Source organism: Paenibacillus mucilaginosus 3016 (assembly GCF_000250655.1).
Lineage (GTDB): Bacteria > Bacillota > Bacilli > Paenibacillales > NBRC-103111 > Paenibacillus_G > Paenibacillus_G mucilaginosus.
In genome coordinates this window covers 5,707,791-5,721,060 of sequence record NC_016935.1, presented here as the reverse complement: position 1 = coordinate 5,721,060, position 13,270 = coordinate 5,707,791, and the positions used below count along the sequence as shown (strand labels likewise).

General features: G+C 54.2%; 9 protein-coding genes. 8 read left to right on the top strand and 1 reads right to left on the bottom strand.

Features of this window, described 5'->3' with window-relative positions:
- Positions 1-150: 150 nt before the first annotated feature.
- The 8 genes from PM3016_RS23310 to PM3016_RS23275 all read left to right on the top strand — a co-directional run bounded on the left by PM3016_RS23310 (position 151) and on the right by PM3016_RS23275 (position 12,097).
- The gene (locus PM3016_RS23310; protein ID WP_014371181.1) at positions 151-1,359 is read left to right on the top strand and encodes an MFS transporter; all 1,209 of its coding nucleotides are present in this window, start codon (positions 151-153) and stop codon (positions 1,357-1,359) included.
- Between the two features lie 256 nt (positions 1,360-1,615).
- Positions 1,616-2,746, top strand: coding sequence for a S1C family serine protease (locus PM3016_RS23305; RefSeq protein WP_014371180.1), 1,131 nt, complete (start codon positions 1,616-1,618; stop codon positions 2,744-2,746).
- Positions 2,747-2,760: 14 nt separating this feature from the next.
- Positions 2,761-4,644, top strand: a complete 1,884-nt coding sequence (locus PM3016_RS23300; protein ID WP_014371179.1) for a copper amine oxidase N-terminal domain-containing protein — start codon at positions 2,761-2,763, stop codon at positions 4,642-4,644.
- 228 nt (positions 4,645-4,872) lie between these two features.
- Positions 4,873-6,078 (top strand): MFS transporter, encoded by a 1,206-nt coding sequence (locus PM3016_RS23295; RefSeq protein WP_014371178.1) that lies wholly within the window; start codon positions 4,873-4,875, stop codon positions 6,076-6,078.
- A 202-nt stretch (positions 6,079-6,280) separates the two neighbouring features.
- Positions 6,281-7,411 (top strand): S1C family serine protease, encoded by a 1,131-nt coding sequence (locus PM3016_RS23290; RefSeq protein ID WP_041618476.1) that lies wholly within the window; start codon positions 6,281-6,283, stop codon positions 7,409-7,411.
- A gap of 16 nt (positions 7,412-7,427) precedes the next feature.
- Positions 7,428-9,305: a copper amine oxidase N-terminal domain-containing protein gene (locus tag PM3016_RS23285; RefSeq protein WP_014371176.1), complete on the top strand. Its 1,878-nt coding sequence runs from the start codon at positions 7,428-7,430 to the stop codon at positions 9,303-9,305.
- Between the two features lie 206 nt (positions 9,306-9,511).
- On the top strand, positions 9,512-10,330 hold the full coding sequence (gene speD, locus PM3016_RS23280) for an adenosylmethionine decarboxylase (protein ID WP_013919040.1): 819 nt from the start codon (positions 9,512-9,514) through the stop codon (positions 10,328-10,330).
- Positions 10,331-10,546: 216 nt separating this feature from the next.
- Positions 10,547-12,097: an extracellular solute-binding protein gene (locus PM3016_RS23275; RefSeq protein WP_014371175.1), complete on the top strand. Its 1,551-nt coding sequence runs from the start codon at positions 10,547-10,549 to the stop codon at positions 12,095-12,097.
- A gap of 137 nt (positions 12,098-12,234) precedes the next feature.
- Here PM3016_RS23275 and PM3016_RS23270 read toward each other — a convergent pair whose 3' ends face one another.
- Positions 12,235-13,011: a DUF1836 domain-containing protein gene (locus tag PM3016_RS23270; protein WP_013919037.1), complete on the bottom strand. Its 777-nt coding sequence runs from the start codon at positions 13,009-13,011 to the stop codon at positions 12,235-12,237.
- Between the last annotated feature and the right edge of the window lie 259 nt (positions 13,012-13,270).

The window sequence follows — 13,270 nt, the reverse complement described above, 5'->3', positions numbered from 1 at the left end:
CCCCCTTAAACGAATGCATGGCATCATACTGGACATTCTATAATTTTGTTGACATATAAACAAACATATATTTTAATTGTCTATATTATATCAAACAATTGACGTCATTGTTTGGTGTTGTCATCTATTTTTTGAAATGAGGGATGCACCATGCTGAAACACGCTCTGGTCCGGACGATTCTGTTTTCCCGAATCCTGCTGCAGCTCGGGGTCTGGATCCGCAATTTTGCCATACTGCTTTATGTGACCGATGTGACGAACAACGATCCGCTCTTCATCTCGCTGATTTCCGTTGCTGAATTCGCACCGATCTTCCTGTTCTCCATCATCGGAGGCACCTTCGCCGACCGCTGGCCTTCCAAACGGACCATGATCGGGTGTGACCTGCTCTCGGCCTTGTCCATGTTCGCCGTCCTGGGGGGACTGGTCTACGGCTCCTGGCATGTCCTGCTGTTCGCAACGCTCGTCTCCTCCATCATGTCCCAATTCTCCCAGCCTTCCGCGATGAAGCTGTTCAAGCAGCATATCCCGGCGGACGGGCTGCAGGGCGTGATGGCGATGTTCCAATCGACGATGGCCGTCTTCATGGTGATCGGTCCGGTGCTCGGCGCCTTCATCTACCAGCAGTACGGCATTGTGCCTTCGCTGGTCCTGGCCGGCATCTGCTTTGTCGGTTCGGGGCTCATCCTGTTCGGGCTGCCCCGGGACCCGGCTTCGGGCGGTAGAGTGACACAGGGGAACTTCATGACGGAGCTCCGAGACGGGCTCCGCTATGTAGGGCGGAGGCCGGCTCTGCGCACGCTGGGGTGGACCTTCGGCCTCTCGGGCCTTGCCGTCGGTCTGACCCAGCCCCTGATGCTCTTCCTTGCGGTGGAGAACCTCGGTCAGGACAAATCGTTCCTGCAGTGGCTGCTCATGGCCAACGGTGCCGCCATGCTGGTCGGCGGCGGGGTCGTCGTGACGCTGGCCAAGAAGCTGCCGCCGCAGCTGCTGCTGGCGGCCGGCCTGATCGTGTCCGCCGCCGGCGTGCTCGGGCTTGGCTGGTCCAGGAGCATGGGGCTCACGCTTTCGCTGGAGGCGCTCAACGGCTTCTTGCTCCCGTGCATCCACATCGGCATCAACACGCTGATCCTGAAGCACACCGAGCAGGCCTTCATCGGAAGGGTGGGGGGCGTATTGACCCCGCTCTTCATGGGCTCGATGGTCATCGGCATGTCCTCCGCCGGTTTTCTGAAAGAATTCTTATCGCTGGGGGGCGTATTCAGCGTCAGCGCGCTGCTCTTTGCCCTGGGGGGACTCACGATGGTGCCGATGCTTCGGGAGAAAAGGGCTGCAGCAGCGGCGGGCGGAGAGGTGTGAGCAGGAGGAGTAAAAAGATAGGGAGAGGCCGACTTCGGCTTCTCTTTTTTCTTGCAGGGCAATAACCGTTCTTCCATCCCAACGCTGGCAAGTTTCCATAAACTGCTTGCAATTTTTCCGGGATTCCCTGTCGACAGCCCCCCGAAAAAGGCGTATGATTCATATGCATACGACAAAGGTACTATATTATAGTTCAAAGGGCCCATTCACAACATGCGCCATGCATCATTTTAACTATGAAGGGAAGTAACCTAGATTGAAGCTTACATGGAATCAGATTTTGATCTGTACGGCGGCCGTGTCTCTTATGACAGGAACCAGTGCCGGTTCGGTTCATGCTGCGGATTCCCCTCCGGTCTCATGGTCAACCGCTCAATTGAACGGCGAATTGTACGTTAAAGCATCGGATGTGGTTCATACATTGGGCGGTGAAGGAACCTATGCAGCGGACACCGGTGCATTCCACTATATTGCACCGTCTGCTGTACCCGACGCAGTCAAGAAAGTAGCACCTGCCACGGTGGGCATTATCGGCAAGCCGCTTGGCAGCAGCTCGGCTTCCGATAACCGGTACAATCTGGCCCACGGCACTGGAGTTATCGTGCAGTCGGACGGCCTCATTATCACTAACGCCCATGTGGTCAAAGATATGGCGCAGTTGATTGTCGTTACTGCAGACGGCAAGCAGTATGCGGGAACAACGACTCATATGGATGAAGAAAGCGACCTTGCCTTGGTAAAGATCGAGGCGGTAGGACTGCAGACCGCCGTGTTTGCCGACAGCAGCGAGCTTGAAGTGGGAGAAACGGTAGTAGCCATCGGCACACCGATCTCTTTCGCCCTGCGTAATTCCGTATCGGTCGGTGTGGTCAGCGGAATGGACCGTTCGCTGCACAGCACTTATCGGTTGATTCAAACGGACGCGGCGATCAATCCGGGAAACAGCGGAGGAGCCCTTGTGAATCTCAAAGGCGAAGTCGTGGGCATCAACTCCCTCAAGCTGTCCGCTGCAGGAATTGATGGTCTGGGATTCGCGATTCCGTCCGACACGGTAATGTATGTCTTGCAGCATTTTCTGGCCTATGGGCATGTAAAGCATCCCGGGCTGGGTATGGATGTGGAAGAAAGCTGGGCGGCAATTGTAGGACTCCCTACCGACGAACCGCTGCAGATTGCGCGCATCCATCCGGGAACATCCGCTGAGGCCGCAGGCATTTCAGAGGGAGATGTGCTGTACTCCATTGGGAATCAAAACGTACAAAGCATTGTGGATCTCAACGAGTATCTCAAGCAGTACCTGCCTGGAGACAAGGTTACCTTGACACTTCAGTCGGGCGGCGATATTGTCCAGAAAGAAATTACATTGGTTGAAACAAGCCTTAACTAACGGAGAGTGACATCATGAAGGCAATTTGGAAAATGGGACTGGGCGCCCTGCTGCTATGTCAGGCCGTCCTTCCTGCTAGTGCATGGGCGCAGACGCCTGAAGCGGGTCAAACGGTGCAGATCGAGCTGACGCTGGGACAGAGTGTTCTGAAGGTGAACAGTGAAGAATTGAACGTCGAGAAGCCCTATGTGGCCAACGGTTCTACACTGGTGCCCCTGCGGGTGATTACAACGGCGTTCGGCGCCGTCCTGAGCTGGGATTCCGAGACACGGACGGTCGGATTGAAGAGCGGCAACACCTCCCTGTCGCTCCAGATCGGCAGTACGACAGCTACAGTGAACGGAGTACAGGAGACGCTGGAGGCGGCGCCCGAACTGCTGAACGGGACTACCATGGTACCGCTCAGGTTTATTGCTGAGAAATTCGGTGCCAAGGTCTCCTATGATGAGGTTACTAAAAAAATCACCATTCTTGGGACGGCCTCAGTTTCGGCAGCCGGTAACGAAATCGATACGGATCTCGGCAAAACGCAGATCGGTAACAGCTATTATGGTTGGTCGATGAAATATCCGGCTGGACTAATCCGGGAGTACCAGAGCTTTCAGGAAGATTTGGTGGGGTTTGAAGATGCGGACGGCGAATTCTATTTCAGCGTCCTGGCCGAACTGGATGCAACCGAGAACATGTCCGAGGATGCTCTAATCAGCCGGCTGTCCGATGAGACGGAAGGAAGAGTCCTCAAGAAGACCTATATAGAAGAAGCAAAGCAGCCCTATGCTCTGATTGTGACTGAGGAGGACGGAGAGGTCTACGAATACCGTGCTTATCAAAAGGCGGACCGGCTCTATGTTCTCTCGCTGTATGTCAACAAGGCGGAGAATTACAATAACCCTGTGAAATACAGCCGGTATAAGGATCTGCTCGACAGCTTCAAGGTATCGTTCGATGGAAGTGACCGTTCCCTCAAAGACTTGTCCACCGTGAAAGCGGGATACCGGACTTATACGGATGAAACCTATGGTTATTCCCTGAAGCTTCCGGCCGAGTGGTTGATGGCCAAAGATGAGGACAATAATATCGGATTCCTCGATCCCAAGAAGAACAAGAGCATATCGGTGGTCATCACTTCCAAGGCGGAAGGAGATACGCTTCAGGCTTGGACAGACCGGATGCTGAGGAGATACGAGGACATGTTCCTGCCCGAGTACCGTAAACTCGAGCCTCAGCGCAGCCTGACCGTTGACGGCAACCCGGCGGTGGCCGTTCGTTCCAAGAATACGTTCGACAAAAAAAACTGGGACGTTACGGAGAATGTCTTCCTGATGAAAGGGAATTATAAATACCAAATTTATTTTAATTTTGATAAAGAAAGCAACGTCTCCGAAATGCTGATCCAGGATACCCTGAAATCCTTCAAGATTACCCGGCCGTCTTCGTCGATCGGCACGCTGCGGGACAGTGAGGACATGGACCGCACTCAAATGAGCGTAGTAAAGAATAAAACATACGGTTTCCAGGTGACGCTTCCGGCCCACTGGAAGCAGATCACGACCGCGGATGATTATGCACTTCGTTTTGGAACGGGATACGGGGTACTCAACATTCTTGCTGTGGATGATGCGGAAGTTTCGCCTCAAGCTGCGCTTTCCAAACTCAAAGACTCCATTCGGGGGCAGGAGGGAGTCGAATTTAGGGAGATCGAGAATAAGAACGTAACCGTCGCGGGTGTAGAGGCCGCTTGGTCGATTTTCGAAGCGGGGAATACGATCTCGGTGGTCTGCACATTCGAGAAAAACGGCGTCTCTTATATCGTTCACTCTGTAGAACCCAATGCGGTGTTTACCGAGAGCTTGAAAAAGCAAATTACGGATGCGGTCTTGTCATTGCAAGTGCCATAATACTGTAAAAGTCTGAATAAAGTCGGTTGGATGGTTCAAACCTGTTTCCATCTTTCTCCTTCACTGGGGGAATGGAAGGCAGGTTTTTTTCTTGTTTTTATGAGCAATAAAAGGGGTTCATTTTTGACCAACGATCAGATACAATAGTCTGGCGTGCCCTTGGGGCACATATAAGGAAATTAGTTCCAGTATGAACATCCAATCTGGCCTTCCAAAGGAGAATGTGTCTTGCATCCGAATAAGCCTAACACAGCCGATGCTTCGATTCCTCTCCGGCATTATCTGATTCTCATTACAGTGGTGATCGTAGCCGGCATGAATCAGGGACTGCTGCTCCCGCTTCTGACCCTTATGCTCGAGCAGACGGGAATCTCGTCCGGTGTGAACGGACTTAATGCGGCCGCCTTGTATGTCGGCATCTTTGCCACCATGTTCTGGATTGAGAAGCCGGTACGGCGGTTCGGCTACAAGCCCGTGATCGTCACCGGTATGGTGATCGTCTGTGCGGCGCTGGTCCTCTTCCCGCTGTTCCCGCATTACTGGGTGTGGCTCCTGCTGCGCATTGCGGTTGGGGCGGGGGACAGCGGGCTGCACTATGCCACCCAGCTGTGGATCGTCTCATCCTCGCCGGCGGACCGGCGCGGCCGCTATATCTCGCTCTACGGCATGGCCTACGGCGTTGGCTTCAGCATCGGGCCGCTAGGCATTAACCTGCTGATCTTCGGACAGAGTGTGCCGTTCCTTGCGGCCGCCGTCCTCTCCGCCATGTCGCTGCTGCTTGTGCTGCGGCTCCGCAGCAGCTTTCCGCAGACGGCGGAAGCGGGGGAGCGGGCATCGGCCGGCTATCCGGCCGTGTTCCGCCTGGCCTGGTTCGCCCTGCTGACGTCGCTGCTGTACGGCTACATGGAATCGTCCCTGAACAGCAACTTCCCGGTGTACGGTCTTCGTGCGGGCTTCAGTGACACCTGGATCTCGCTCCTGCTGCCTGCGCTCGGGATCGGATCGCTGGTGCTTCAGCTGCCGCTCGGTATGTGGAGCGACAAGTGGGGACGCCGCCCGGTGCTGATGGTCTCCGGCCTGCTGGGAGGCGCAGCCTTCCTGGCCGTTCCGTTCTTCGCGGGCGGCAGCCCGTATGTTCTGCTTGGGCTGTTCGCCCTGGCCGGCGGAGCGGTGGGCTCCTTCTATACGCTGGGGCTTGCTTACGCGGCGGATGTGGTGCCCCGGGCGGTGCTGCCGCGGACCAATGTGATCGCGTCCGTGCTGTTCAGCGCCGGCAGCATTCTCGGTCCGAACATCGGCGGCTTCAGCATGGAGTACTTTTCCATTCACAGTATGTTTTACTGGCTCGGCGGTGTCTTCGTCCTGTTCGCACTGCTCGGTCTGCTGTACCGGCCGGCGGCTGCCGGGGCCAGCAGACAGGAGCTTCCGGCGTAGCCAGGTGCTGCATCTCGTGTCATCAAGGAAAGAGGCTGAGGCCTCTTTCTTTTGCTTTTTCCCAAATCCGGGAAAAAAATCGTCGACAGCTCCATAAAAATCGCTTATATTCATATAAATACGACAAAAGGCAGCATATCACTATAGTCCATTGGTATGATGGCCTCCGCTGCGGCGGACTAGATGAAGGGAAGATCAACGTTTGAAGCTTAAGCGCAATAGGATTATTGGCTGTGCGGCGATGCTATCACTGGTTCTTGGAGCGGGCGGTGCCGTAGCGCAGGGCGGACAAGCTCAGCCCGTGACATGGGCGGCAGCCCAGATGAATGGGGAGCTGTATGTTAAAGCATCCGATGTGGTACGAACACTGGGAGGGGACGGAACTTTCCTGGCGGATGCCAATCGTTTCAGCTATATTGCCCCATCTGCTGTCCCGGATGCGGTGAAGAAGGTGTCTCCTGCAACTGTCGGGATTATCGGCAAACCGATCGGGAACAGTTCATCGTCGGACAATCGCTATAACTTGGCTCATGGCACAGGGGTGATCGTGCAGTCGAATGGACTTATTATTACGAATGCCCACGTAGTCAAAGAGATGAGCCAGCTGATCGTAGTCACCGCGGACGGCAAGCAGTATAAGGGAACGACGACACATATCGATGAAGAGAGCGATCTCGCCCTTGTTAAGATTGAAGCTGAAGGTCTTCCGACAGCCGAATTTGCGAAGAGCAGCGAACTGGTTGTGGGAGAGACGGTTGTTGCCATTGGTACCCCGATCTCCTTTGCTCTGCGTAACTCCGTATCCGTCGGTGTCGTCAGCGGTATGGACCGTTCACTTCACAGTACGTACCGCCTGATTCAGACGGACGCGGCGATTAACCCGGGGAACAGTGGAGGAGCCTTGGTGAACCTCAAAGGGGAAATCATCGGTATCAACTCCCTTAAGCTTTCGGCTGCGGGTGTCGACGGACTCGGTTTTGCCATCCCTTCGGACACGGTGCAGTACGTATTGAAGCACTTTTTAACCTACGGCTATGTAAAGCATCCGGGGCTTGGTCTGGATGTGGAAGAAAGCTGGGCCGCCATTGTCGGGCTTCCAACCGACGAGCCGCTTCGAGTCTCCCGGATCCATCCAGGAACTTCCGCAGCGTCGGCCGGGATTAAGGAAGGGGATGTGCTCTACTCCATCGGAGACAAGAATCTGAAGAGTATCGTGGATCTTAATGAGTACCTGAAGCAGTACCTGCCTGGGGACAAAATTACGCTGACCCTTCAGTCCGGCGGCGATTTGGTGCAGAAAGAAATCACTTTGGTTGAAATCAAGACGAACTAACACGGAGAGTGACAACATGAAGGCAATATGGAAATTGGGATTAGGTTCGCTGCTGCTGTGGAATGCGGCTGTTCCGGCAGGTGCATGGGCTGCCGATTCCGGCAAGCAGGTACATATCGAGCTTACACTCGGGCAGGATGTCCTTAAAGTGAATAATGAAGCGATCACTGTGGAAAAGCCGTATATTTCGAACGGATCGACATTGGTTCCGCTGCGGGTTATCACAACAGCCTTCGGCGCGGTACTGACTTGGGATTCGGAGACAAAGACGGTAGGACTGAAGAGCGGTCAAACTTCCTTGTCTCTTCAAATCGGCAGTACGACAGCCACAGTAAACGGTGTGCAGGAAACATTGGAGGCCGCGCCGGAGCTTCAAAACGGCACGACGATGGTGCCATTGCGATTCATCTCCGAAAAATTCGGGGCTAAGGTAGCTTATGATGATGCTACTAAGCAGATCACTATTACAGGATCTGCCGAGGCTTCTTCTGGCGGAAGCAGTATCGATACGGATCTCGGCAAGACTCAGATCGGGAACAGCTATTATGGCTGGTCCATGAAATATCCGACCGGCCTGATCAAGGATTACCAGAGCTTCCAGGAGGATTTTGTCGGCTTTGAAGATGCAGACGGCGAATTCCGCATGAGCGTGCAGGCAGAAACGGGCGTCACCGAGAACATGTCCGAGGATGCGCTGATTAGCCGCTTATCCGATGAAACGGAAGGGAAAGTCCTCAAAAAGACCTTTGTAAAACAAGGTCAAATGCCATACGCACTCATCGTAACCCAAGATGATGACGGGGTATTCGAACATAGAGCATACCAGAGCGGGGACCGTCTATACATTCTTATTTTTTATGTGGAGAAAGAGGAAGATTACAAGAACCCTGCCAAATACAGCAAGTATCAGAATTTGCTGGACAGCTTCCAAGTGAAGTTCAACTCGAGTGACAGCACGGTAAAGGACCTGTCTACGGTAAAAAACGGCTATCGGACCTACACAGATGAAACGTACGGCTATTCCTTGAAACTGCCAGCGGACTGGGAGAAGGCCGAAAACCAGGACGATGAAATTCTCTTCTATGACCCGAAGAAGAGCAAGTTCATCACAATGACGATTTCGTCCAAAGCGGACAAGGATTCACTTCAGCCTTGGGTTGACCGGGTGGCGAAGCGATTTGAAGACATGTTTGTTGCCGATTACCGAAAGATGGATGCCCAGCGCAGCACGACGGTGGACGGCAATCCGGCTGTAGCCCTCCGTTCCAAGACTACGATCGACAAAAAGAGCTGGTCGGCCGTGGAGAATGTATTTTTCATCAAAGGCAATTATAAATATCAAATTCATTTTGATTTCGAGAAAGAAGCTGATCTTTCCGAGATGCTGATAAAGGATACGCTGAATTCCCTTAAGGTTACGCAGCCATCCTCGTCCATCGGTGATCTGAAAGATGCGGCGGATGCGGACCGTTCGCAAACGAGCTTGGTCCGAAACAAAGCATATGGTTTTCATGTGACGGTTCCTGCTCACTGGAAACAGAACAGTTCGGCTGAATCGAACATGCTTCAGTTCGGAACAGGAGTAGGCAAGTTCAGCGTGTTGGCATATGAGGATGTCGGTGTTACGCCTCAGGAAATGATCACCCACTTGAAAAATGCCATCAAGGAAGAAGACGAAGTAGAGATCAAGGATATCGAAAGTAAATCCGAAACCATTGCCGGAGTGAACGCTCATTGGAATGTTTTCGAAGCTGGGATGACAACTTCGATTGTATGTGTCTTTGAGAAAGACGGAACGACCTATGTGGCTCATGGCTACCAGCCAAATGCGCTGTACACCGAAACTCTTAAAAAACAGATTAAAGCTGCGATTCTGTCCATTCAGGTTCCATAAGAAGGAAACAGCAACCCCTGCCCGCTCTCCGGAGCGGGTTTTTGCGTTGTTACCCGCCCCCGCAATGCCCCTGCCGGCACAGGTGTGTTTTTTCTTAGTAAGAATGGGTAAACATAGTATGTATGCCGCTGTGCTACGGAGAGAACGAAAAGCCGCAAGGGAACATGGGTGGTCCCAAACACTGTTACCAGAAGGAGACATCGCTTATGAAACTAACGCCGGAACAGCGAGTGACACTGCATGGCTTCAATAATCTCACGAAATCGCTCAGCTTCAACATGTACGACATCTGCTTCACGAAGACCAAGGAAGAACGCGAAGCCTACATTGAATATATCGATGAACAGTACAATGCCGACCGGCTGACCAAAATTCTGAAGAATGTGGCGGAGATTATCGGCGCGCATGTGCTTAACATCGCGAAGCAGGATTATGTGCCCCAGGGGGCGAGCGTCACGGTGCTCGTATCCGAAGGGCCGGTCGTCGAGGTGCCGACGGAGTCGTTCGAGGAGTCGCCGGGGCCGCTGCCGTCCACGGTCGTGATGCAGCTCGACAAGAGCCATATCACGGTGCATACGTACCCCGAGTATCATCCGGACGAGGGGATCAGCACCTTCCGGGCGGACATCGACGTATCGACCTGCGGGGAGATTTCGCCGCTGAAGACGCTGAATTATCTCATCCATTCCTTCGATACGGACATCATGACGATCGATTACCGTGTGCGCGGCTTCACGCGGGATATTCACGGGCACAAGCTGTTCATCGACCACGAGATCAGCTCCATCCAGAACTATATCCCGGAAGAGATCAAGGATATGTACGACATGATCGACGTGAATGTGTATCAGGAGAACATCTTCCACACGAAGTGCAAGCTCCGGGAATTCGATCTCGACAACTATCTGTTCGGTTATACGAAGGACAAGCTGACGAAGCAGGAACAGGAGCAGATCGCGGACCGGCTCAAGACGGAGATGGACGAGATCTACTACGCCAAAAACATCTCCTTCGTCGGCAGCTGATCTGCGCTGCAGAAATCACGTACAGCCCGTCTCCAATTAGGGAGAGGGGCTGCTTCGCATGTCAGAATGACAAAAATAATGAAGTTTGGCCCGAAAAAGTCAAGAAGAAGGAAGAAACGGAAGATGACTTGCTATAAAATGAAAGCGTTAACATCTGATTGTTAACATAACTAAAATGCAAGCCGCCACCCATTACCGCTACTAGGAGGTTTTTACGTGAATCGTCGATTCCAATGGGCCGGGGGGAGAGCCCCATTCCTGCCGCTCTCCTGCGCCGCCGTGCTTCTGACGATGTCTGCCTGCTCTTCAGGCGCCGGTTCCTCAAGCTCATCCCCGCAGGAAGGAGCGGCGGACCCGAACAAGCCGTTTGAGCTCAGCATCATGACGGTGCTGCATACGCCCGAGGTGCCGAATGACAAGGTGCTCAGCCGAATCGAGGAGAAGACGAACACGAAGCTGAAGATCAGCTGGGTGCCGAACGGCTCTTATGAGGAAAAGGTCAACTCGGCGATCGCCACCGAAACCCTGCCGATGGCGGTCTATGTCGGTAATGTCGCGATCTACAATAACTTCAAGAGCGCGCTGCGGGACGGACAGTTCTGGGAGATCGGCCCGTATCTCAAGGATTACAAGTACCTCAGCAACCTGGACCCTGCGGTTCTCAAGAACAGCGCCGTCGACGGCAAAATCTACGGCGTGTATCAGGCGACTCCGCTGTCCAGGCAGGGCGTGATCTACCGCAAGGACTGGGCGGACAAGCTGGGGCTGCCTGCGCCGCAGACTCTGGATGATCTCTATACGATGATGAAGGCGTTCAAGGAGAAGGACCCGGACGGCGACGGCAAAGCGGATACGTTCGGACTCGCCGACCGCAGCGACCTCGTCTACGGCGCGTTCAAGACGGTCTCCTCTTACTTCGGCACGCCGAACTATTGGGGCGAGAAGGACGGCAAGCTGCAGCCGGAGTTCATGTTCCCTGCCTATCTCGATACGATGAATTTCTTCAAGAAGCTCGTGGACGAGGGGCTGATCAACCGGGATTTCTCGGTGACAAGCAAATCGGACCACGAAGCCTTCTTCAAATCCGGCAAGGCCGGCGTCTACATCGGCTGCATCTGCGCGGCCCCCGGCTATGAGCGCGATATGGCGAAGACGATGCCGGAGACGAAGCTTGATGTGGTCAACCGGATCACGGGCCCGACCGGCAAGCAGGAGGTATGGTCCGTACCGGGCTACGGCAACATGGTGCTGTTCCCCAAATCCGCAGTCAAGACCGAAGCGGAACTGAAAAAGGTGCTGTCGTTCTTCGACGGTCTGATGAATCCCGAAGTCTACAATCTCGTCAACTACGGGATCGAAGGCGAGCACTATGAAGTGGTGGACGGCAAGGCGAAGATCCCGACCGACGCGGCGAAGGTGGCCGTGAACGACCGGGAGGTCCGGCCGCTGCTCAGCCTGCGGGTAGGCGGTCCGGAGACGGTGGCGGGGCTGAAGCCGCTGGTTGAGAATCCGCTGCAGAAGAAGACTGACGACAGCATGGAGGACAACAACAAGATCCTGATCACCGACCCGACCGCCGCTTTCAGCTCTCCGACGAAGGACAAGAACGGGGTTCCCCTCGGGCAGATCATCACAGATGCGACGTACCAGTACATCATGGGCAAGATCGACGAGAAGGGCTTCCAGGCCGCGGTAGACAAGTGGCGCAAGGAGGGCGGCGACGCCATCATCTCCGAGTACAACGAGCAGTACGCGAAGTTCAAGTAACCGCCCGAGCGGCTCAGCCGGTGCAGGTGCGGACACCCAAAAGATCGCCCTTCCACAGTGGAGGGGCGATCTTATTTTTAATAATATAAAAGAGCGGAGCCGTTTATCTTGATACGGGCCGGCTGCACGCCGGAGGTTCAGTTCAGGTTGTTCAGGAACAGGGTGGCATTGAGGTACCGGCGGGCCATGGAGTGGAAGTACGCCGTCTGGACGGAGATCATCGCAATGAACAGCATGTTGCGCACCGCTTCCCGCTGCTGCGGGTTCAGGTGCTCCATGGCGCAGGCATACTGGTCCGCCTTCTGGCGGATCGTGAGCTCCGTAAGCAGGTCGTGGTTGCGCCGGCCGGCCACATGGCCCTGTACGTCCATGAGCTGGTCGTCGTTGGCGTCAAGCTCCTCGAACAGCCGCGAGTACGCGGCATACAGGTCGACAGGGCCCAGCAGATCGTCCGTCTCGTCCTCCGGCTTCTGGAAGATAATCTCGAAGAGCCGGCGGATCGATTCGAAGTCAAGGCAGTGCTTCAGGTCGTCGATGATGAAGAGCATGGCCGCCTGGTCGATCGAATATTTTTTGCCAACTTTGGGCGATCCTAAGAAATCTTTAAAATCCCGCTTCACCCAGTTCTGCATGGATGTGATGGACATATGGGTATATTCGATGCCGCTGCCGAGGGAGACGATCTCCTGCAGGGAGAAGCCTTCCACGCGTTCGGTCTTGATCATTTTCTCGAGCACCGGGGTCAGCTGCGTCGACAGGAAGGCGGACAGCGAAGCGCCGTGCTGCACCTCGGTGCGGTGGTTCTTCTTCCAGGCTTCCTGAAGGACCGTCAGCGGTGTAGCGGCAGCCGATTTTCCTTTCAGCGAGAGGAGAATAATCGCCATTTCTTTTCGGGTCAGAGTGAACGTCTCCATAACAATCTCCTCTTTTCAGCAGTTTGTCGGGTGTGACGAGTTCATTTGAACCCATCATAAATCCTCAGCAATCCTTTGTCAAAGTGAGTCAGCGAGCGAACGGGGGGTGTTTAGTCCTCACGCTTCTCCAAGAAGCCTGAATTAGGGGGCAAGAGGTCCAAAATGACCGTTGGAGGTTTGCTGCTCGCTGCGATATAATGAGTTCATAAGAACTCTTTCGAGTTGAGGTCTTAAAATCCAATTTTCGAGGAAGGTTGAT

What these genes read in the sequence shown, in the direction of transcription:
- speD (WP_013919040.1), top strand. Translation starts at nt 9,512, where the DNA reads ATGAAACTAACGCCGGAACAGCGAGTGACACTGCATGGCTTCAATAAT.
- PM3016_RS23285 (WP_014371176.1), top strand. Translation starts at nt 7,428, where the DNA reads ATGAAGGCAATATGGAAATTGGGATTAGGTTCGCTGCTGCTGTGGAAT.
- PM3016_RS23300 (WP_014371179.1), top strand. Translation starts at nt 2,761, where the DNA reads ATGAAGGCAATTTGGAAAATGGGACTGGGCGCCCTGCTGCTATGTCAG.
- PM3016_RS23310 (WP_014371181.1), top strand. Translation starts at nt 151, where the DNA reads ATGCTGAAACACGCTCTGGTCCGGACGATTCTGTTTTCCCGAATCCTG.
- PM3016_RS23270 (WP_013919037.1), bottom strand. Translation starts at nt 13,011, where the DNA reads ATGGAGACGTTCACTCTGACCCGAAAAGAAATGGCGATTATTCTCCTC.